The sequence below is a fragment of the Couchioplanes caeruleus genome (assembly GCF_023499255.1).
GTDB lineage: Bacteria > Actinomycetota > Actinomycetes > Mycobacteriales > Micromonosporaceae > Actinoplanes > Actinoplanes caeruleus_A.
On record NZ_CP092183.1, the window covers coordinates 6,364,682 to 6,385,411 of the forward strand.

The following is a 20,730-nucleotide window of genomic DNA, read 5'->3' on the forward strand; positions in this document are numbered from 1 at the left end:
GCCCGGGCGTGTCGCGGCCTGTCCGGGCAAGTCGCGGACCGGCCGGGGATGTCGCCGGCCGGTTGCCCGGTCCCGGCGGCCCGGGCGGTCGCGTCGCCCTGCTCGACCGCGGCCGCCGGCCGTCGCCGGGGGCGGGCGCTATTCCGGGGGGTGCCAGTCGGCGGCCAGGCCGTGCGCGTGGCCGAGGATGCGGGGGCGCAGCGAGCCCAGCGCCGCGTCGCGCGCCCGCAACGCCAGCCGGCCCCGGGCCTGCACCACCGCCGACATGCGCCGGCTCTGCCGGACCACGCTGGCCGTGCGCGGGCGGCGGGCGCGGTCGTACGCCTCCACCGCCTGGCACAACGCGGGTCCCGGCTCCACGGAGGCCACCAGGGACCGCAGCGTGGCCACGTCCTCGAACGCCAGGCACGCCCCCTGACCCAGGTGGTGCGGCATCGCGTGGGCGGCGTCGCCCAGCAGCACCACGCCGCCGGAGCCGCAGCGGAAGCCGTACGCCCGCGGCAACGGCCGCAGCTCGCGCACCTCCTGCGGCACCAGGTCCTCCGGCCGGGTCGCGGCGAGCAGCTCGCCCACCGGCGCGTGCCACTCGGCGAACCACCGGCGCAGCAGGCTCAGCTGGGTCGCCGGCGACTCGGGCCGCGGGGCGCCGGCTGCCGTCGCCACCCAGTAGACGCCGCCGCGGCCGGCCGCGCGTTCGCCCAGCGGCATCGACACGAACCGGTAGCCCGCGCCGAGCGTCTCTCCCCCGGCGGCCTGATCCTCCGGCAGCGCCGGCGCCCGGTAGCCGGGGACCACCGCCTGCCAGGCCGCGAAGCCGGAGCCGACCGCCACGGCCTCCGGCGCCAGGACCCGGCGGACCGGGCTGTCGATGCCGTCCGCCGCCACGATCAGGTCCGCCTCGAACACCACGCGGCCGTCGCCGACCGCGGGCCGGGCGGCGCGCCGGGCCCGCACGGTGCTGACCTGCACGCCGGTACGGATCTCCACGCCGTCGCCGAGCCCCGCGACCAGCGCGTCGTACAGGTCCTCCAGGTGCACGACCGCGGGGGCGTGCCCCGCGCCGGGGCGGGTGTGCGGCGCGACGAGCCACTGGCCGTCGGGGCGGCGTACCCCGCCGTCGGGCAGCGGCGCGGCGATACCGCACCACCCGCCGTCGGGGTCGAGGGACTCCAGCGCTCGGCGGCCGTTGGGCCACAGCACCAGGGCGGTGGGCGGCGCGGCGACCCGTTCGCCGCGTTCCAGCAGCGTCACCCGCCAGCCGTCGCGGGCGAGGGCGCCGGCGGCGGCGAGTCCCGCCATGCCCGCGCCCACCACCACGGCCGTGCGCACGTCGCGCCCCGGCCTCTAGCGCTCGTCGGCGGACGCGGGAGCCGCCGGCCGCGCGTCGTCGCCCTCGGACGTGGAAGCCGCGGGCCGCGCGTCGTCAGCGGTCGACGCCTCGGTCTTGGTCTCAGCAACGGGCCCGGCCTCGGCTGCGGGCCCGGTCGCGGCGGCCGGCTCGGTCTCGGCGCCGGCGGGCGGAAGAATGCCGGTGCGCTCGTACGCCCGGAACCGCTCCTCGCTGACCACTTGGTAGGCCCTCGGCGGCCGGGCGGCGCCCGTGGCGGAGGCGCCGACGTCGACCTGGTCCACGTCGCTCGCCGGCTCCGGCTCCGGCGCGGTCTCCGGCGCGTCGATCGGCACCACGTACTCCCGGGGGCCGCGGACCACCAGGAAGTAGGCGAGCGCCAGCAGGAACACCACGACGGAGGTGAAGACGTTGAGGCGGATGCCGAAGAAGTGGTTCGCGTCGTCGATGCGCAGCATCTCGATCCAGCAACGGCCCAACGTGTACGCCATCACGTACAGGGCGAACGCGCGCCCGCGGCCGAACTTGAACCGGCGGTCGAGCAGGTACACCAGCACCGCCACGCCGACGTCCCAGACCGCCTCGTACAGGAAGGTGGGGTGGTAGAGGTCCGGCAGGGTGACCGGCTTGCCGTCGATGACCGTCGCGTGGCCCGGGTTGGCGCGGTCCATGTCGTGCACCCGCAGGCCCCACGGCAGGGTCGTGACGCTGCCGTACAGCTCGTTGTTGAACCAGTTGCCCAGCCGGCCGACCGCCTGCGCCAGCGGCAGGCCCGGGGCGAGCGCGTCGGCGAACACCGCGAGTGGCAGGCCGAGCTGGCGGGCCGCGAACCAGGCGCCGAGCGCGCCGCCGGCGACCGCGCCCCAGATGCCCAGGCCGCCCTCCCAGATCTGGAAGACCCGGATCGGGTGGCCGCCGTCGCCGAAGTACTCCGCCGGGGACGTGATCACGTGGTAGATCCGCGCCCCGACGATGCCGAACGGCACCGCCCACACGGCCATGTCCAGCGAGGCCCACGGCGCCACGCCGCGGCGGCGCAGGCGATGTTCCATGACGAGCACGGCGACGACGATGCCCGCGACGATGCAGAGCGCGTACGCCCGGATGGGAAGGCCGAGGACGTGCCAGACCGACGTAGCGGGGCTGGGGATAGCGGCGAGCTTCACGCGCGCACCCTACCGCCGATTGCTGCGCGTGGTGTCAGGAGGGCGCGCCGGACCGTACGCCCTCGGCCAACTCGGCGCTGAGCGCCCGCAGCCGCTGGTGGCCCGTGGCGAGGTCGGGGGCCTCGAGGACGCAGCGGATGAGCGCGCTGCCCACGATCACACCGTCGGCGAAGGCGGCCACCTCGGCGGCCTGCGCGCCGGTGCCGACGCCGAGGCCGACGCCGACGGGCATCTCCGGATCCACGGCGCGCACCCGCGCCACCAGCTCCGGGGCCTGCGACGACACCGACGTGCGGGCGCCCGTGACGCCCATCAGCGCGGTCGCGTAGACGAAGCCGCGGCAGTGGCCGACCGTCATGGCGAGGCGGTCGTCGGTCGAGGACGGCGAGACCAGGAAGGTGCGGTCGATCCCGTACCGGTCGGCGGCCGCGATCCACTCGCCGGCCTCGTCCGGGATCAGATCGGGGGTGATCATGCCGGTCGCCCCGGCGGCGGCGAGGTCGCGGGCGAACGCGTCGACGCCGTACCGCTCGATGGGATTCCAGTACGTCATCAGCACGACCGTCGCCCCGGCGCCGGCCACCGCCTCGATGATGCGCAGCGTGTCACGGGTCCGTACGCCGTTCGCCAGCGCGATGTCGCTGGCCTTCTGGATCACCGGCCCGTCCATCACCGGGTCGCTGTACGGCAGCTCCACCTCGATGACGTCGCAGCCGGCCTCGGCCATGGCGACCATCGACGCGATGCTGTCGTCGACGGTCGGGAACCCGGCGGGCATGCAGCCCACCAGCACGGACCGGCCCTCGGCCTTCGCCTTGCCGAAGGTTGCCGAGATGCTCACGAGTTCTCCCCGGGCACGATCGTCTCGACCTGGTCGAGGATGCCGAAATACGCGCCGGCGGTGTGCACGTCCTTGTCACCGCGGCCGGACAGGTTCACCACGATCGTCGGGGTGCGGCCCAGCTCGGCCGCCAGCCGCGGCGCGATGCGGGCGGCTCCGGCCAGCGCGTGCGCGCTCTCGATCGCCGGGATGATGCCCTCGGTGCGGCACAGCAGCTGGAACGCCGCCATCGCCTCGTCGTCGGTGACCGGCTCGTACACCGCGCGGCCGGTGTCGTGCAGCCACGCGTGCTCCGGGCCCACGCCGGGGTAGTCCAGGCCGGCCGAGATCGAGTGCGACTCGACCGTCTGGCCGTCCTCGTCCTGCAGCACGTACGTGCGGGCGCCGTGCAGCACCCCCGCCGAGCCGCCGGTGATGGAGGCGGCGTGCCGGCCGGTCTCGACGCCGTCGCCGCCCGCCTCGAAGCCGTACAGCCGGACCTGCTCGTCGGGCACGAAGGCGTGGAAGATGCCGATGGCGTTGGAGCCGCCGCCGACGCAGGCCGCGACGGCGTCCGGGAGCCGGCCCAGCTGGCCGAGGCACTGCTCGCGCGCCTCGGTGCCGATGCCGCCCACGAAGTCGCGGACGATCTCCGGGAACGGGTGCGGGCCGGCCGCCGTGCCGAGCAGGTAGTGCGTGGTGTCGACGCTGGCCACCCAGTCGCGCAGGGCCTCGTTGAGCGCGTCCTTGAGCGTGCGCGAGCCGTTGGTGACCGGCACGACCGTGGCACCGAGCATGCGCATGCGGGCCACGTTGAGGGCCTGCCGCTCGGTGTCGGTCTCGCCCATGTAGACCACGCACTCGAGGTCCAGCAGGGCCGCCGCGGTGGCGCTGGCGACGCCGTGCTGGCCGGCGCCGGTCTCCGCGATCACCCGGGGCTTGCCCATCCGCTTGGCGAGCAGCGCCTGGCCGAGCACGTTGCGCACCTTGTGCGCGCCCGTGTGGTTCAGGTCCTCGCGCTTGAGCAGGATCTCCGCGCCCAGCGCCTCGGACAGCCGCTCCGCGCGGTAGAGCAGCGACGGCGTGCCGGCGTAGTCGCGCAACAGGCCGTGGAACCGGTCCTGGAAGACAGGGTCGTTCTTGGCCGAACGGTACGCGGCGTCCAGCTCGTCGAGCGCCCGCACGAGCGCCTCGGGGACGAAGCGCCCGCCGTACCGGCCGAAGTGACCGGCGAGGTCGGGCAGGGTCTCGGCGGTCACCGGACGGGCCGCGGGGTGGCCGGGTGGTTGCCGGCGTTGACCAGCTCGGCCACGGCGTCGCGGGGGCTCTTCTGCGTGACGAGCCCCTCGCCCACCAGCACCGCGTCGGCGCCGGCGGACGCGTACCGGATCAGGTCGTGCGGGCCGCGAACCCCCGACTCGGCGATCTTGACGACGTTGTTCGGCAGGCCCGGCGCGATCCGCTCGAAGACGGACCGGTCCACCTCCAGCGTGCGCAGGTCGCGGGCGTTCACCCCGATGACCTGAGCGCCGGCGTCCAGTGCCCGGTCGGCCTCTTCCTCGTTGTGCACCTCGACGAGCGCGGTCATGCCCAGCGACTCGATCCGCTCGAGCAGGCCGACGAGGACGTTCTGCTCGAGCGCCGCCACGATGAGCAGCACGAGGTCGGCGCCGTGGGCCCGGGCCTCGTGCACCTGATAGCTGGAGACGACGAAGTCCTTGCGCAGCACCGGCACGCCGACCGCGGCCCGCACCGCGGCCAGGTCCTCCAGGGAGCCACCGAACCAGCGGCCCTCGGTGAGCACGCTGATGCACCGGGCGCCGCCGGCCGCGTACTCGCCGGCGAGCTCCGCCGGGTCGGGGATGTCGGCCAACGCGCCCTTCGACGGCGACGACCGCTTCACCTCGGCGATCACGGCCACGCCGGGCTTGCGGAGGGCCGCGTACGCGTCGATCGCCGGCGGGGCCGCCGCCGCGAGCTCGCGCACCTGGTCGAGCGAGACCCGCTCCTGCCGGGCTGCGACGTCCTCGCGCACCCCCGCCAGGATCTCCTCGAGCACGTTCTGCGATCCCGCACCACGCTGATCGGATGTCACCTAATGACTCCCCTCTCCGGGTGTCCTCGGCCCGATGCTAGGTGGCCGCCGACTCCTCCGGCCGCCCGGGGTATGGCGCGCCTCACGAGGTGGGCTGCGGCATAATGCGCTGCCGGGCGGCAGCTTGTCCTGCGTCACATCCTCCCCCGTGGCCACACCGGGCGCGCTGGGACCCCCCGGATGATCGGCTGACCCCCACCTACCGGTGACGGTCGTGTCACCGGTCGGAAATACGACTCCGGCACCATGGCTGTCGGGCACACTGGTCCGCGGTGCCACGCCGACGGCCCGAGCCCGCGCCCTGTGGAGGTGACCATGGAAGCCGCCGAGACCGGATTCGCCGCTGTCTCCCGGACCGTCCTCTCGTACGCCGCCGAGATCCTCGCCGGCGTCGAGCGCAAGGTCGTCGGGGAGGACAAGGTGCGCACCGCCCAGGGCAACGCCTGGGCCGCGATGTGCGCCGACCGCGCCCGCGCCCAGGCCCGCGCCGACGTGGACGCGATGGTTGCGGCCCTGGCCGCCGGCCCGGGCCCCCGCACCGACGGTCAGCGCGCCGTCGGGTCGTCCCCGCGGTCCAGCGCGTCCCACGCCGCCCTGGTCTCGACCCGCTGATCCGTGCCGGCCCGGTCCCCGGCGCCGGCCTGGTGATCGGCTGCCGCGGCGGCCGGCGTCGCCCGCGCGCGGCGCTCGTAGCGGGCTCCCATGCCCGGCCATTCGTGACCGTGACGCAGCGCCGACCAGCCGCCGGCCAGCACCAGCAGTCCCCCGGCAACGCACGCGACCGGCCAGAACGTGCCACCCGCACCGGCCGCGCCGACGTCCAGCCCCGCCCGGCCCGCGATCGCTCCCGCGGCCACGCCGGCGCCGGCCAGCGCGAGCAGCCCGCCCAGCACCCGGCGGACCAGGCCGCGGGTGGCCAGCAGCGCACCCCCGCCGGCCAGCGCGACGAGCGCCAGCGCGATCACCCACGGCGCCACGTCGGTGCCGGTGCGCGACGACCGCAGCTCCGGCAGGCCGGGCCGGGCGGTCACCTCGACCGCCCAGGTGCGGGTGACGCCGTAGAGCGCCACGGCGGCCCCCAGCACGCAGCACACCACCGTCACGCCGAGCCTGCGCCCCGCCGCGGCCCTCGGACCGGGCTTGCTCCCCGGGCCGGGCCCGGCCGTCGGACCGCGCTCGGTCGCCGGGTCCGGGATGGCCGCCGGGTCCGGGGTGGTCATCGGGCCGCGCGCAGGGTCTCGGCGGCGGCGATCGCGGCGAGGACGGCGGCCGCCTTGTTGCGCGTCTCCTGCTCCTCCGCGGCCGGATCGGAGTCGGCCACGATTCCCGCGCCCGCACCCACGTACGCGGTCCCGTGGTGCATCAGCGCCGTGCGGATCGCGATGGCCATGTCCATGTCGCCGGCGAAGCCGAAGTAGCCGACGGTGCCGCCGTACAGGCCGCGCCGGGTGGGTTCCAGGCTCTCGATGATCTCCATGGCCCGGACCTTCGGGGCGCCCGACAGCGTGCCCGCCGGGAACGTGGCCGCGAGCGCGTCGAACGCCGTCCGGTCCTCGCGCAGCTCGCCGACCACCGTGGACACGATGTGCATGACGTGGCTGTACCGCTCGATGCGCGCGAAGTCCGGCACCTCCACGCTGCCCGCCCGGCACACCCGGCCCAGGTCGTTACGGCCCAGGTCGACGAGCATCACGTGCTCGGCGCGCTCCTTCGGGTCGGCGAGCAGCTCGGCGGCCAGCGCGTTGTCCTGCTCCGGGGTCGCGCCGCGCCAGCGGGTGCCGGCGATCGGGTGCAGCAGGGCCCGGCGTACGCCGCCCTCGGCCGCGCTGACCTTCAGGTGCGCCTCCGGCGACGAGCCGACGATGTCGAAGTCGTCGAAGCGCAGCAGGTACATGTACGGGCTGGGGTTCGTCGCCCTCAGCACCCGGTAGACGTCGAGCGGGTCGGCGTCGGTGGCCCGTTCGAAGCGCTGCGCCACGACGATCTGGAAGCACTCACCGGCCCGGATCGCCTCCTTGGCCGTCTCGACCGCCTTCTGGTAGTCGCCCGGCGCGGTCCGGCTGACCACCTCACCCGGCGCGCGGCGCTCCACCGTGGAGATCATCGGCGGCGTCGGGCGGGACAGCGCGGTGGTCATCGCGTCGAGCCGGCCGACCGCCTGGTGGTACGCGGCCCGCGCGGTGGCCGCGTCGGCCCCGTCCGGCAGCACCGCGTTGGCGACCAGGATCGCCGAGCCGTCGTAGTGGTCGAGCACGACGAGGTCGGTCGCGAGCATCATGCCCAGCTCGGGCAGGGGCACGTCGTCGGTGGCGGTCGCCGGGAGCCGCTCGAACCGGCGGACCAGGTCGTAGCTGAGGTAGCCGACCATGCCGCCGGTCAGCGGGGGCAGGCCGGCCGCCGTATCCGGGTCCTCGGGGGCGGCCAGGGCCGCGACGGTCTCACGCAGCGCGGCCACCGGGTCGCCGTCGAGCGGCACCCCGGCGGGCGGGGTGCCCAGCCAGGCCGCCTGGCCGTCGCGTTCGACAAGCGTGGCGGCGCTGCGTACGCCGATGAACGAGTAGCGCGACCACGCGGCGGACCCGGCGCCCTGCTCGGCGGACTCGAGCAGGAAGGTGCCCGGACCGCCGGCGAGCTTGCGGTACACGCCGATCGGGGTCTCGCCGTCGGCCAGCAACCGCCGGGTCACCGGCACCACCCGGCGCCGCGCCGCCTGGGCGACGAACGCCTCTTCCCCGGGCGTGACGGCACCGCTGGTCATCGGTTCTCCTGTGTCGCGGTCACGGGTAGTTCGTCGCTGAAGCACGTGTGCGATCCCGTGTGGCACGCGGCCCCCACCTGGTCGACCGTCACCAGCAGCGCGTCGCCGTCGCAGTCCAGCGCGACCGAGCGGACGTACTGGTGGTGGCCGGACGTCGCGCCCTTCACCCAGTACTCGCGGCGGCTGCGGGACCAGTAGGTGGCGCGGCCGGTCGTGAGGGTGCGGTGCAGCGCCTCGTCGTCCATCCAGGCCAGCATCAGCACGTCACCGCTGCCGTGCTCGCGGACGACGGCGGCGACCAGGCCGTCGGGGGTACGGCGCAGGCGGGCGGCGACGGCCGGGTCGAGGGCGGAGGGCCGGGCGGGCTGGTTCTCGATGTCTGTGGCAGGCACAGTGCCAGATTGTCTCGTACCGGGCGGCGGCGTCCACGCGGGCCGCGGCCCCTAGCCCACGATCCGGTCACGGAGCCACACAGGGGGTGTGACGCCCGTCCCCGGGACGGTACCGTCGTCGTGCGCTGCGCCTGAGGTGTCGCGCCCGTGCCCGTCCGGCCCAGCGGACGGTCACGCCGCCACCGCGACGGGAGTCTCGATCATGGAGCCGACGGCCACCCCGGACGACGGCCGGCACCCGGCCGGGGCCGGGCCGGTGCCCGGTCAGCGACGACCCGGCGACGACCCGCGCGCCGCACCCGGTGACGAGACCACGACCGGCCCCACGGCGGGCGACCCCGACCGGCAGGCGGGCTCCGCACTGACGAACGACACCCAGATGGTTCCGCTCGGGTCCCGGCGCCCCGCGGACGCCCTGCTGGGCGGCACGACCAACGGACTGCGCTGGACCGACCAGGGAGGCTTCCCACCGGTGGAGATGAACGGGCACCGCGACGAATTCGGGCCCCGCCACGGCGGCACGTCCCGCGCCAACGGCCAGAACCCCGTCGCCAACGGCAGCCTGCCGGGCGCGCGTTCGCCGTTCGCGCCGCCGGCCGCCCCGGAGACACCCCCGCTGTACGCGCCGTCGCCGTTCGCCTCGGCCGGCGGACCCCGGACGCCGGAGCTGCCGGCCGATCCGCTGGCGCCCCTCGACCCGCCGGGCGCCCGCCGCTCGCCGGAGGACGACCGGGACGCCGCGGGACGCCAGGATGCCCGGGAGGCCGCGGGCCGCCCGGACGGGCGCGACGGCGCGGACCGCCCGGACGCGGGACCGCCGGCGGCGACCGGTTCGGCGCAGGTGCCGATGCCGCTCGACCGCCCGGTCAGCGCCCAGCCGGCCGGCGACGCCCGCACCCGGCCGGTCTCGGCCCAGCCCGCGCCGCCGGAGCACGACGCGTGGGCCCCGCCGGCCCATCGCCCGACCACGTCCGGGAGTGCCTCCGTGCCGGTCGGTGCGGGCGACGACGCGTCGCTGCCGGCCGGCTCGCCGCCGTTCCCGGGCTTCGGCGTCCCGCCCGCCGAGCCGGGCGCCGCCCAGCCCGCCGGACGCGGACGGCCGGAGCAGGGCGACGAACCCGAGGAAGACCGCTCCGCCGCGTGGGGCCGCCCCGACACCACCTTCCGGGCCGGCGCGCTGCCACCCAACCCGCTGCAGCCGACACCTTCGCAGGCGCCCTTGCCGCCCAATCCGCTGCAGCCGGCGCCGCTGCAGTCGGCGCTGCCGCCCAACCCGCTGCAGCCCGCACCGCTGCAGTCGGCGCTGCCGCCCAACCCGCTGCAGCCCGCGCCCGTCCAGCCGCTGCCGCCGAACCCGTTGCAGCCGGGCCCGGTGCCCGGCGGGCGTCGCAGCCGCACCGACGAGGAGCCGGAGGCCCGTGTGCCGGGCCGCAGGGCCGCCGACCCCGCCGAGGCCCCCGCCGCCGACCAGGGCGGGGCGCGGGCCGCGACGCTGGGCGACGTGCGGGAGGGGCGCCGCGCCGCCGACCCGGACGACACCCGCACCGGACGTCGCGCGGCCGGGGACGAGCCCGGGCGGCGGGGCCGCGACGAGGCCCCGGCCGGCCGGCGGGCGGCGCGCGAGGACGGCGGCGACGGCCCGCTGCGCCCGGGCGACGTACGCCAGGAGTCCATCGCGTTCTGGGACGAGGCGGCCAGCGCGCAGTTCCGGGCCGAGTGGCACGAGGTGAAGGCGCAGTTCGTGGACGACCCGGTGGCCGCGCTGACCCGGGCGCACGCGCTGCTCACCGAGGCCGTGCAGGAGCTGGGCGAGGCGATGCTCGCCGAGCGGGACCGCCTGGACCCGCTGGGCGACGATGCCGTGCCGGACACCGAGAGCATGCGGATGGCCATGCGCGGCTACCGCGAGTTCCTCGACCGGATCCTTTCCCTGTAGCTCGACACTCTCCTCAGCCGCGGTCCCGCCTGTCGGGGCCGCGGCTCTTGTCATGCTCGCGTGCCACGTTCGGCGCGGTCGTTGCCCCGCCCGCAGAATTCATCTAGCGTTGAACTCAACAGTTGATGAGTTCCGGGAGGCAACGATGACCACCGCCATCGAGGTCCGCGATCTGGTGATCGACCGCGGGAAACGACGGGTGCTGCACGGCATCACGTGCGACATCCGGTCCGGCAGCGTCACCGGGCTGCTGGGGCCGAGCGGCAGCGGGAAGACGACGCTGATCCGGGCGATCGTCGGGGTGCAGATCGTCCGGTCCGGCACGGTCACCGTGCTCGGCGAGCCGGCGGGGTCGCCGGCGCTGCGCCGTACGGTCGGTTACGTCACCCAGTCACCCAGCGTCTACGCCGACCTCTCCGTCCGGGAGAACGCCCGCTACTTCGCGTCGCTGTACGGCCTGACCGCAGCCGACGCGGACCGGGCCGTCGCGGACGTCGGTCTGGCCGGCGCGGCGACCCAGCTGGTCGGCGCCCTGTCCGGCGGCCAGCGCAGCCGCGCGTCGCTGGCCTGCGCGATGATCGGGCGGCCCCGGCTGCTGGTCCTGGACGAGCCGACCGTCGGGCAGGACCCGGTCCTGCGCGCCGACCTCTGGGCGAAGTTCCACGCCCTGGCCGCCGAGGGCACCACGCTGCTGGTGTCGAGCCACGTCATGGACGAGGCGGGCCGCTGCGACCGGCTGCTGCTGATCCGCGAGGGCGAGCTGATCGGCGACGACACCCCGGCGGCGATCCGCGCCACGGCCGGCACCGACGACCTGGAGGAGGCGTTCCTGCGCCTCATCCGCGACCGCGAGGAGGTGCCGGCATGACCGCGATCAGCCCGCGCATCACCGCGAGCACGGCGGGCCGGGTCCTGCGGCAGCTGCGCCACGACCGGCGTACGGTCGCGCTGCTGGTGGTGGTGCCGGTCGCGCTGCTCACGCTGATCTACTTCATGTACGACACCGGCCGGGTCTTCGACCGGATCGCGCTCACGATGCTGGGCATCTTCCCCTTCGTGATCATGTTCCTGGTGACGAGCATCGCGATGCTGCGCGAGCGCACCTCCGGCACGCTCGAGCGGCTGCTCACCACGCCGCTGGGCAGGCTCGACCTGCTCTTCGGATACGGCATCGCGTTCGGTCTCGCCGCCGCGGTGCAGGCATCGGTCGCGGTGGCGGCGGCGTACTGGCTGCTCGGGCTGGACACGCTCGGCAACCCCGGGCTGGTGGTGCTGATCGCCGTGGTCGACGCGGTGCTCGGGGTCGCCCTCGGGCTGTTCTGCAGCGCGTTCGCGCGTACGGAATTCCAGGCCGTCCAGTTCCTGCCCGTGGTGGTCATCCCGCAGCTGCTGCTGTGCGGGTTGTTCGTGCCCCGGGAGCAGATGGCAGGGTGGCTCCAGGCGGCCAGCGACGTGTTCCCCCTGTCGTACGCGGTGGACGCGCTCACCCAGGTCGGGCGCTCCGCCGACCCGACCGGCACGATGTGGTGGGATCTGACGGTCGTCGCCGGCGCCGCGGTCCTGGCCCTGACACTGGCGGCCGCGACCCTGCGGCGGCGCACGGCCTGAGACGAACGGAGAGCCTTCTCGTGGTACGGCGAAGCGGGCGGCGCCCCGGCAACCAGGACACCCGGCAGTCCATCCTGGAGTCCGCCCGCACGATCTTCGCCGAACGGGGCTTCGACAAGGCGTCGATCCGCGCCATCGCGGCCGGCGCCGAGGTCGATCCGGCGCTGGTGCACCACTATTTCGGCACCAAGGAGAAGCTGTTCCTGGCGTGCATGAACATGCCGCTGGACCCCGGCGAGCTGGTGCCGCAGGCGCTCGCGGGCCCGCGGGAGGAGGCCGGGGAGCGGCTGGTGCGTACGGTCCTGACGGTCTGGGACTCCCCCGCCGGGGCGGCCGCGGTGGCGCTGATGCGCTCGGCGATGAGCAACGAGTGGACCGCCCGGCTGATGCGTGAGTTCGTGGTGACCCAGATCCTGCGCCGCGCGGTGGCCCAGCTGGGCATCGCCGAGAAGGAGGCCGCGATCCGGTCGGCGCTGGTCGCGACGCAGATCGCCGGGCTGGCCGTGGTGCGCCACGTCCTCAAGGTCGAGCCGGTGGCGTCCGCCCCGGTGGAGCAGCTCGTCGCGGCGATCGGCCCCAACGTGCAGCGGTATCTGACCGGCGAGCTGCCCGCGACGTTCTAGAGGCCGAACTCTCGGAGGTATCGCGACACCGCGGCGGCGTCCCCGGCGTCGGAGATCAGCCCGGCATGGCCGTCGGGGCGGATGACCACGAGCGTGTCGCTCGTCGCGCCGTACGCGGCGGCCAGGTGTCCGTGGGTGTCCGCGAGGTCGCCGGGCCGGGCCGGCCGGCCGACGACGCGCAAGGTCCGTACGCCGGCCGGAACCGCGGGCGCCGCCCCGAAGCTCAGCAGGGTGAACCGGCCGCCACCCGTCAGCTGGAACAGCCGGCGCTCGCCCTCCGACGTGGTCAGCCCGGTCGCGTCGGGGGCGCGATCCCCGGCGCGCAGCGGGGCGGCCCCGTCCCGGTCGTCGCGCGCGAGGGCGGAGCCGCGATATCCCACGTCGAGCTGGATCGTGCTGGCGTCGCGGCGGGTGGGGAGGTCGTTCCGCTCCAGGACCCGGGTCAGCCGGGCGGTGGACAGGGCGAGCACGTGGGCCGCGACCGGTCGCCGCTCGGCCTCGTACGTGTCGAGCAGCGGCGGGGAGCTACCGCGCGCGACCGCGGCGAGCTTCCAGCCGAGGTTGTACGCGTCCTGGATGCCGGTGTTCATCCCCTGCCCGCCGGCGGGTGAGTGGACGTGCGCCGCGTCGCCGGCCAGGAACACGCGGCCCTCGCGGTAACGGCCGGCGAGGCGGATGTTGGCGCGCCACAGTGACGACCACTGCGGCTCGTGGAGGTGGATGCCGGTGCGGCCGGTCCGCCGCCGGAGGACCGCGCGCAGGTTCGCGAGGCTCGGCTCGGCGTCCTGCCCGGGGCCGATCGCGGCCGCGAACTGGAAGAGGTCCGTCGAGGGCAGCGGGCAGAGGCTGAGCAGGCCCTCCTCGTGCCGCCATGCCTGCCACACGTCGCGGCTCAGCCCGTCGACCGGCAGGTCGGCGAGGATCATCCGCACCTCGTCGCGGGTCTCGCCGTCGAACGTGATGCCGGCCTGTTTGCGGACGAGGCTGCGGCCGCCGTCGCAGCCGACGAGCCACCGCGCGCCGACGGTCCGGATCGCGCCGTCCTGGACGACCGCCGCCGAGACCCCGTCGCCCGACTGCTCGAAGCCGGTCAGGGCGGTGCCGAACTGCACCGCGCCGCCGAGCTCGGCGAGCCGCAGCCGGAGCGCCTCCTCGACGCGCCACTCGGGCGTGATCAGGCTCGCCGGGTACGGGATGTCCGGCCGGCCGGCGAGGTCCCCGGGCACGGCGCCGCCGCGCGTCACGCTGCCGTCGGGGGCGATCGAGTGCATCGGCATCGCGAGCCGGCCGTGCGCGAGCACGCGGGCGGCGATCCCGAGGTCCTCGAAGATCTCGAGGGTGCGCGGCTGGACGCCCTTGCCACGCGAGCCGGGCTGTGGTCCCGGCGCGGCCTCGATCAAGCGAAACGGAACTCCGTGCCGGGCCAGCTCGCAGGCCAGCGTCAGACCGGTCGGGCCGGCACCGGCGATGAGGACCGTCGTGTCCATGCGACACCTCCGAAGAAAGGGATTCCTTTCTAACAGCGCTTGTCAAGAAAGGAAACACTTTCTACGGTGGGCGGATGGAACCCACGCGCCGCCGCCGGCACGGCCAGGAGCTCGAGGCGTCCCTGCTCGCCGCCGCGTGGCAGGAGCTGGTCGAGACCGGATACGCGCGCCTGACCATGGGCTCGGTCGCCGCACGCGCCCGCACGAGCGAGGCCGTGCTCTACCGCCGATGGCCGAACAAGGACCGGCTGGTGCTCGCCGCCTTCGACCACCAGCGCGCCGCGAACCCGGTCGCGGAGCCGGACACCGGCAGCCTGCGCGGCGACCTGCTCGCGTACCTGACCGAGGTGAGCCGGACCCGGGCCGCCTTCTTCGCCATCGCCGCTGCCGCCGCCTTCTCGGGGCTGCTGGCCGACACCGGCCTGGCCCCCGCGCGGGTCCGCGAGAAGGCCATGGGCGACCAGCGGCTCCCGCACGAACGGGCGATCTACCGGCGCGCCCACGAGCGCGGCGAGATCGACCTGGACCGGATCCCGCCGGCGGTCCTCGACATGCCGTTCGACCTGGTACGCCACGACCTGCTGATGGATCTCGGGCCGCCGGCGGCGGACCGCATCCGGTCGATCGTCGACGACCTGACCCTCCCGCTGATACGGGGGCGGCTCTAGGCCACGCGGTCGGCGCGGACGCAGCGGTGACAGAGGACCGGGTGCAGCAGGTGGGCCAGGTCGTGGCGGTCGGTGACCGGGCGGGGGAACGCCAGGCGGGCCAGCCGGGCGCCCATCCGGACGACGAAGCCGTACCGGTCGAGGCGCACCACGCGGGGTTCGTCGCCGGGGCGGGCGGGCGGGCCGAGGTGGCGGCGCACGTACGCGGCCATCTCCGGCCCGTGGTGGTCGGCGAGGTCGGCGATGAGGTCGAACTCCATGACGTGCAGCGGGTCCGGCGTGGCCTCGGCGTACCCGTCGGGGTCGACGTCGACGAGCACGCCGTGGCGTTCGTGGCGCACCTCGGCGACGTCCATGCGGTGGATGACCCGGGTGGTGCCGACGTCGAGCAGGTCGGGCGCCGCGTCGGTGTCGGCGTAGTCGAGCGCGGCCCGGCGCGCCTCCTCCCCGCTCAGCGGCGTGGCCCAGCCGGACAGCCAGACCCGGCCCAGCGTCGGCGCGCCGGCGATCGGCGGAACATCCGGGATGTCGAGGACCAGTGCGGTGTCGCCGGTGTCCGGGCCAGGGCGCAGCGCCGCGGCGAGGTCACCGTCCCGGGGGGACAGCAGCAGGGCCCGGCCCCGGCCGTCTGTCACATGCCGTACCGGCAGCGGGCCGGGGTGACCGGCGATGTGCGCGGTCGCGGGCAGGTGGCCGGCGGCGATCGTCCGAGCGACCTCGGCGTGGGTGGGCTGCATGTCGAGAACCTCCGGGCACCGGTTAGGCTTACCTTAGTTAGGCGAGGCTAACCGTAGCATCCGCACGAAGGAATGAGATCGCCCGTGAACAACTCCCGACCCAAGGCCCGGCTCTCGCGGGCGCTCGGCATCCCGCTGACCCGCAAGTGCGTGAAGTACTTCGAGCGGCGGCCGTACCCGCCGGGCGTCCACGGCCGGGGGCGGCGCAAGCAGTCCGACTACCAGGTACGGCTGCTCGAGAAGCAGCGGCTGCGCCACCAGTACAACATCAGCGAGGCGCAGATGCGGGCGGCGTACGACGAGGCGCACCGCCAGGAGGGCAAGACCGGCGAGAACCTGGTGGCCCTGCTCGAGAGCCGCCTCGACGCCACCGTGCAGCGCGCCGGCCTGGCCCGCACGATCTACCAGGCCCGGCAGCTCGTCGCGCACGGGCACTTCACCGTGGACGGAGGGAAGGTGGACCGGCCTTCGTACCGGCTCAAGCCCGGCCAGGTCGTCGAGGTCCGCGAGAGCAGCCGGCAGAAGCCACCGTTCCAGATCGCCGCGACCGGCGCGCACCTCGACGGGCCGTCCGCGCCGTACCTGTCGACCGTGCTCGAGGAGCTGCGCACCACCGTGCTGCGCCGGGCCGAGCGCGCGGAGGTGCCGGTGCTCTGCGACGAGCAGCTGGTCGTCGAGTTCTACGCCCGCTGAGCCCGGCCGCTCAGCGGGTCTGCTCCAGCCAGCTCGCGTAGAGCTTCGCGTAGATGGACTCCGGGTCGTGCAGCAGCTCCGCGTGCGGGCCGCGCTGCACGACCCGCCCGGCATCGACCACGATCACCTCGTCGGCGGACTGGGCGGTGGACAGCCGGTGCGCGATCGCGACGGTCGTCCGGCCGCGGGTCACCGCGTCCAGGGCGTGCTGCAGGCGTACCTCGGTGGCCGGGTCGACCGCGCTGGTCGCCTCGTCGAGCACGAGCAGGTCCGGGTCGGCGATGTACGCCCGCACCAGCGCCACCAGCTGCCGCTCCCCCACGCTCAACGCCTCCCCGCGCTCGCCCACCGGGGTGTTCAGCCCCTGCGGCAGCCCGGCCAGCCAGTCGGCGAGCCCGAGCTCCTCGAACGCGGTCCGCAGCTCGTCGTCGGTCACCCCGGGGCGGGCGAAGCGGATGTTCCCGGCCACCGTCGCGTCGAACAGGAACCCGTCCTGCGGGACCATCACGACCCGCGAGCGCAGCGAGCCGAACCGTACGGAGGTCAGCGGCACCCCGCCGAGCAGCACCTCGCCGCCGGCCGGATCCATGAGCCGGGTCAGCAGCTTCGCGAACGTCGTCTTGCCGCTGCCGGTCTCCCCCACCACCGCCACCTTCGTGCGCGCGGGGATCTCCAGGTCGACGTCGTCGAGCACCACCGGCCCGCCGGGATAGCGGTACGACACGTCGCGGAACGTCACCGACAGCGGGCCGGGCGGCAGCGCCACCCCGTCGGCGGGGTCGGCCACGTCCGGCTCGATGTCCAGCACGTCGAGCACGCGCCGCCAGCCGGCCACCGCGTTCTGCGCCTCGTTGAGCACCTCGGTGGCGATCTGCACCGGCTGGATGAAGAGCGTGACGAGGAACAGGAACGCGGTCAGCTTGCCGACGGTCAGCCCGCCGTCCACGCCGAGCAGCACGCCCACGACGACCACGGACGCCAAGGCCACGCCGGCGGCGATCTCGCCGGTCGAGAAGCTGGTGACACTGGTACGCAGGGCGCGCTGCTGAGCCACGCGCAGGTCGTCGATCGCGGTGTCGAGCCGCTTCTCGGTGCGCCCCGAAACGCCGTACGCCCGGATCACCGTGGCCCCGACGACGCTCTCGGCGACCGCGCCCAGCATCACGCCGGTGCGCTCGCGCACGATCCGGTAGACGCCGGCGAGCCGCTTCTGGAACAGCCGGATGACGATCAGCGCGGGCACGAACGCGGCGAACACCACGAGCGTGAGCTGCCAGGAGTAGACCAGCATGACGACCGTGGTGACCACGACCTGCCCGCTGGTCATCAGCAGCATGACGCCGCCGGTCTGCAGGAACTGGGTGATCTGGTCGACGTCGCCGGTCACCCGGGAGACCAGCGAGCCGCGCCGCTCCGACTGCTGGTGCAGCATCGACAGGTCGTGGATGTGCCGGAACGTACGGGCGCGCAGGGCGGCCAGCGCGGTCTCGCTGACCGTGAACAGCCGGCGCGTCATCGCGTACCCGGAGGCGGTGGAGACGGCCAGCACGCCCAGGGTGAGCAGCACGATCAGGGTGACCGTGCCCAGGTGCGGCCCGCCCGGGGCGCGGATGCCGCGGTCGAGGCCCTGCTGGATCGCGATCGGCACCGCCACCCGCCCGGCCATCGACAGGAACGCCAGCGCGAGCGTGCCCGCCAGGCCCGGGCGCAGTTCGGGCGAGAGCGCGACGCCGCGGCGAACCGTGGCGAGCGTGCCCTCCTCGACCACAGCCGCCGTCATGAGGTGAGCTCCTCGACGTGTTCGGACTTCTCGTAAGCGGTGACCAGGTTCAGGTATCCGGGCTCGGTGGCCATCAGGTGCGCGTGGGTGCCGGTCGCCACGACCTTGCCGTCCTCCAGGTAGACCACCTCGTCGGCGAGCGCGATCGTCGCCCGCCGGTACGCGACCACGAGGATCGACGCGCCCGCCTCGTGCCCGCGCAGCGAGGCCAGGATCGCCGCCTCCACCCGCGGGTCCACCGCGCTGGTCGCGTCGTCGAGCACGAGCAGCCGCGGCCGCCCGGCCAGCGCGCGGGCCAGCGTGAGCCGTTGCCGCTGGCCACCGGAGAGCGACGTGCCGCGCTCGCCGACCGCCGTCTCCAGCCCGTCCGGCAGCTTCGCGACGAAGCCCTCCGCCTGCGCCAGCCGCAGCGCCCGCCAGGCCGCCGCGTCGTCGGCGCCCTCGCGGTCGAGGGTCACGTTGCCGCGGACGGTGTCGTCGAAGATGAACGGGATCTGCGGCACCAGAGCGGTCGCCGAGGCCAGCGCCTGCTCGCTCAGATCGGGCAGCGCGATGCCGTCCACGCTCACCGTGCCGCTGTCCGGGTCGACGAGGCGTACGGCCAGCGAGGCGATCGTCGACTTGCCGGAGCCCGTCGCGCCGACCAGCGCCACCGTCTTGCCCGCCGGGACGGTGAACGAGATGTCGTGCAGGACCTCGGCGCCCTCGCCGTACGAGAAATGGACCTGATCGAAGGTGAGCGCGGCCGGTCCGCTCGCGGCGGGCTCCGCGGTGCCGTAGGCGAGGTCGCCGTCGGCGGCGAGCACGGCCTGCACGCGCTCCCAGCCCGCGACGCTGCGCGGCAGCTCGGCGACCACCCAGCCGATCGCGCGCACCGGGAACGCCAGCACGGTGAACAGGAACGCGACGCTGACCAGCTCGGCGACGGTCAACGCTCCGGTCTGCAGCCGCCAGGCGCCCAGCAGCAGCACGGCCAGGGTGCCGATGCTGGGCAGGGCATCCATCAGCGGGTCGAACAGGCCACGCAGCCGGCCCACGGAGATGAGCGCGTCGCGCAGCTCGGTCACGTGCACCTGGAAGCGCTTCGACTCGTCCGCCTCGCGGCCCATGGTCTTGACGACGAGGGCGCCGTCGAAGCTCTCGTGGGCGACCGCGCTGACCCGGCCGCGCAGCTGCTGGGCGCGGATCTGCCGCGGGGACATCCGCCGCGAGTAGATGTAGTTCATCCCGAACAGCAGCGGGAACAGGCAGACCCCGACCATCGCGAGGACCCAGTCGGTGAAGAACAGCGAGACCACGGCGGCCAGGATCATCACGATCGTGCCGACGGCGAACGGCAGCGGCGCGATGGGGACGAACGCGGCCTCCACGTCGGAGTTCGCGTTGGACAGCAGGGTGCCGGTGGCGTGCCGCTGGTGCCAGGCCGGCGGCAGCGCGAGGTAGCGGCGGGTCACCGCGCGGCGATAGCGGGCCTGCAGCCGGAACTGCATGAACCCGGCGCCGAGGCGGCGGCCGAAGATGCTGGCGACGCGCAGCAGCGAGATGCCGATGAACGCGGCGGCGATCAGGCCCAGCTCGGCGGCGCCGGTGCGGCCCTCGCTGAACGATGGCACCACGACGTGGCCGATGACCGCGCCGACGACGTACGAGTTCGCGATGACGAGCAGCCCGAACAGGCTGCTGCCGAGCGTGCCGATGACGAAGAGCCGCGGCTCGGTACGGATGGCGCGGCCGAGCACCCGAAGGCCCCGGCCCAGCACGTCGCGGCCGGTCCTCGTGCTCACGTGCCCCCCGCATCTGTAAGTGCCCGCCGGCTCTACCGGCCTTACCGCATCCATCCTGCCGAACCGGCCGCCGGAAGCCACGGCATTTACATTGTGTCCACGATTACATCCCCGCGCAGCCCGGGGCATCGATGGCCGCCGGGCGCGCGCGCCCCGGGCCGCCTACGATCGCGGGATGACCGACTACGCGCGTACGGAACGCCGCCTCCTCGCCGATCTGCTCCTCGAGGTGGGGCCGGACGCGCCGACCATGTGCGCCGGCTGGGCCACCCGCGACCTCGCCGCGCACCTGGTGGTCCGCGACCGCCGGCCCGACGCGATGGTCGGCATGCTGGTGCCGCCGCTGGCCGGGCACGGCGAGCACGTCCGGCGGGCGAAGGCGGCGCAGCCGTACGAGCGGGTCGTGGCCGAGGTGCGCACGCCGCCGTGGTGGAGCCCGATGAGCAACCCGCTCCTCGACGAGCTGGCCAACACGGTCGAGTACTTCGTGCACCACGAGGACGTCCGGCGCGCGCAGCCGGGCTGGGAGCCACGGGCGCTGGACCGCGGCGAGGAGAACGCGCTGTGGCGGGCGACCAAGCTGACCGCCCGGCTGGCGCTGCGCCGGCTCGGCAGGCCGGTCCGGATCGAGGCGCCCGGGTTCGGGGTGCTGCAGGTCGGCGACGGGACCCCGGCGGCGACGGTGACCGGCGCACCCGGCGAGATCGTGCTCTTCTGCTCGGGCCGCCAGAGCGTCGCGCGGGTCGAGATCGCCGGCGACGAGAGCATCCGTACGGCCCGGCTCAACATGTAGCAATTGGCTCCTCTGATCGGGGCCGGATTGGCCCGGACGAGG

General features: G+C 74.8%; 20 protein-coding genes. 8 read left to right on the top strand and 12 right to left on the bottom strand.

The features are described from left to right. Positions 1-138: 138 nt before the first annotated feature. Genes COUCH_RS29350 through trpC form a run of 5 tightly spaced genes read right to left on the bottom strand, consistent with a single transcriptional unit; the run spans position 139 to position 5,393 of the window. Positions 139-1,329 carry an FAD-dependent oxidoreductase gene (locus tag COUCH_RS29350; RefSeq protein WP_249608447.1) on the bottom strand — a complete coding sequence of 397 codons (1,191 nt, stop codon included), beginning with the start codon at positions 1,327-1,329 and terminating at the stop codon, positions 139-141. 15 nt (positions 1,330-1,344) lie between these two features. Beyond that, a complete protein-coding gene (lgt, locus tag COUCH_RS29355) occupies positions 1,345-2,514 on the bottom strand; it encodes a prolipoprotein diacylglyceryl transferase (RefSeq protein WP_249608448.1) in 1,170 nt (389 codons plus the stop codon). A 34-nt stretch (positions 2,515-2,548) separates the two neighbouring features. Beyond that, the gene (gene trpA, locus COUCH_RS29360; RefSeq protein WP_249608449.1) at positions 2,549-3,355 is read right to left on the bottom strand and encodes a tryptophan synthase subunit alpha; all 807 of its coding nucleotides are present in this window, start codon (positions 3,353-3,355) and stop codon (positions 2,549-2,551) included. Next, positions 3,352-4,593 (bottom strand): tryptophan synthase subunit beta, encoded by a 1,242-nt coding sequence (gene trpB / locus COUCH_RS29365; RefSeq protein ID WP_249608450.1) that lies wholly within the window; start codon positions 4,591-4,593, stop codon positions 3,352-3,354. The genes trpA and trpB overlap by 4 nt, the downstream gene beginning before the upstream one ends. Next, on the bottom strand, positions 4,590-5,393 hold the full coding sequence (gene trpC / locus COUCH_RS29370; protein ID WP_249613842.1) for an indole-3-glycerol phosphate synthase TrpC: 804 nt from the start codon (positions 5,391-5,393) through the stop codon (positions 4,590-4,592). The genes trpB and trpC overlap by 4 nt, the downstream gene beginning before the upstream one ends. Positions 5,394-5,744: 351 nt before the next feature. Between trpC and COUCH_RS29375 the strand changes: the two genes are divergently transcribed. Beyond that, positions 5,745-6,041 (top strand): hypothetical protein, encoded by a 297-nt coding sequence (locus COUCH_RS29375; RefSeq protein WP_249608451.1) that lies wholly within the window; start codon positions 5,745-5,747, stop codon positions 6,039-6,041. Here the strand turns inward: COUCH_RS29375 and COUCH_RS29380 are convergent. The 3 genes from COUCH_RS29380 to hisI are packed head-to-tail and all read right to left on the bottom strand — an operon-like array spanning position 5,975 to position 8,579. After that, positions 5,975-6,649 (bottom strand): Trp biosynthesis-associated membrane protein, encoded by a 675-nt coding sequence (locus COUCH_RS29380; protein ID WP_249608452.1) that lies wholly within the window; start codon positions 6,647-6,649, stop codon positions 5,975-5,977. The two genes, COUCH_RS29375 and COUCH_RS29380, sit on opposite strands and share 67 nt — an antisense overlap. After that, positions 6,646-8,187, bottom strand: coding sequence for an anthranilate synthase component I (locus tag COUCH_RS29385; RefSeq protein WP_249608453.1), 1,542 nt, complete (start codon positions 8,185-8,187; stop codon positions 6,646-6,648). Before COUCH_RS29385 ends, COUCH_RS29380 begins: the two co-directional genes overlap by 4 nt. Further along, positions 8,184-8,579, bottom strand: a complete 396-nt coding sequence (hisI, locus tag COUCH_RS29390) for a phosphoribosyl-AMP cyclohydrolase (RefSeq protein WP_249608454.1) — start codon at positions 8,577-8,579, stop codon at positions 8,184-8,186. Before hisI ends, COUCH_RS29385 begins: the two co-directional genes overlap by 4 nt. A gap of 202 nt (positions 8,580-8,781) precedes the next feature. Between hisI and COUCH_RS29395 the strand changes: the two genes are divergently transcribed. From COUCH_RS29395 to COUCH_RS29410, 4 genes are all read left to right on the top strand, one after another. After that, positions 8,782-10,515 carry a hypothetical protein gene (locus COUCH_RS29395; protein WP_249608455.1) on the top strand — a complete coding sequence of 578 codons (1,734 nt, stop codon included), beginning with the start codon at positions 8,782-8,784 and terminating at the stop codon, positions 10,513-10,515. Between the two features lie 145 nt (positions 10,516-10,660). Continuing rightward, positions 10,661-11,383 (top strand): ABC transporter ATP-binding protein, encoded by a 723-nt coding sequence (locus tag COUCH_RS29400; RefSeq protein WP_249608456.1) that lies wholly within the window; start codon positions 10,661-10,663, stop codon positions 11,381-11,383. Between the two features lie 5 nt (positions 11,384-11,388). Further along, the gene (locus COUCH_RS29405) at positions 11,389-12,123 is read left to right on the top strand and encodes an ABC transporter permease (RefSeq protein ID WP_249613843.1); all 735 of its coding nucleotides are present in this window, start codon (positions 11,389-11,391) and stop codon (positions 12,121-12,123) included. Positions 12,124-12,143: 20 nt separating this feature from the next. Continuing rightward, on the top strand, positions 12,144-12,746 hold the full coding sequence (locus COUCH_RS29410; protein ID WP_249608457.1) for a TetR family transcriptional regulator: 603 nt from the start codon (positions 12,144-12,146) through the stop codon (positions 12,744-12,746). Here COUCH_RS29410 and COUCH_RS29415 read toward each other — a convergent pair. Further along, positions 12,743-14,233 carry an FAD-dependent oxidoreductase gene (locus COUCH_RS29415; RefSeq protein ID WP_249608458.1) on the bottom strand — a complete coding sequence of 497 codons (1,491 nt, stop codon included), beginning with the start codon at positions 14,231-14,233 and terminating at the stop codon, positions 12,743-12,745. The two genes, COUCH_RS29410 and COUCH_RS29415, sit on opposite strands and share 4 nt — an antisense overlap. Positions 14,234-14,307: 74 nt before the next feature. Between COUCH_RS29415 and COUCH_RS29420 the strand changes: the two genes are divergently transcribed. After that, entirely contained in the window at positions 14,308-14,901 is a 594-nt protein-coding gene (locus COUCH_RS29420; RefSeq protein WP_249608459.1) for a TetR/AcrR family transcriptional regulator, read from the top strand. On the opposite strand, the gene COUCH_RS29425 is transcribed toward COUCH_RS29420, so the two are convergent. Then, positions 14,898-15,638 (bottom strand): DUF2470 domain-containing protein, encoded by a 741-nt coding sequence (locus COUCH_RS29425; protein ID WP_249608460.1) that lies wholly within the window; start codon positions 15,636-15,638, stop codon positions 14,898-14,900. The two genes, COUCH_RS29420 and COUCH_RS29425, sit on opposite strands and share 4 nt — an antisense overlap. Positions 15,639-15,722: 84 nt before the next feature. Here COUCH_RS29425 and rpsD point away from each other — a divergent pair, with 84 nt between their 5' ends. Continuing rightward, complete coding sequence (gene rpsD, locus COUCH_RS29430; protein WP_249608461.1) at positions 15,723-16,331, top strand: 30S ribosomal protein S4; 609 nt, start codon at positions 15,723-15,725, stop codon at positions 16,329-16,331. Positions 16,332-16,341: 10 nt separating this feature from the next. Here the strand turns inward: rpsD and COUCH_RS29435 are convergent, their stop codons facing one another. Next, complete coding sequence (locus tag COUCH_RS29435; RefSeq protein ID WP_249608462.1) at positions 16,342-18,111, bottom strand: ABC transporter ATP-binding protein; 1,770 nt, start codon at positions 18,109-18,111, stop codon at positions 16,342-16,344. Continuing rightward, positions 18,108-19,895 carry an ABC transporter ATP-binding protein gene (locus tag COUCH_RS29440; RefSeq protein WP_249608463.1) on the bottom strand — a complete coding sequence of 596 codons (1,788 nt, stop codon included), beginning with the start codon at positions 19,893-19,895 and terminating at the stop codon, positions 18,108-18,110. Before COUCH_RS29440 ends, COUCH_RS29435 begins: the two co-directional genes overlap by 4 nt. 175 nt (positions 19,896-20,070) lie before the next feature. Between COUCH_RS29440 and COUCH_RS29445 the strand changes: the two genes are divergently transcribed. Next, on the top strand, positions 20,071-20,688 hold the full coding sequence (locus COUCH_RS29445; protein WP_249608464.1) for a TIGR03085 family metal-binding protein: 618 nt from the start codon (positions 20,071-20,073) through the stop codon (positions 20,686-20,688). Positions 20,689-20,730: the final 42 nt, after the last annotated feature.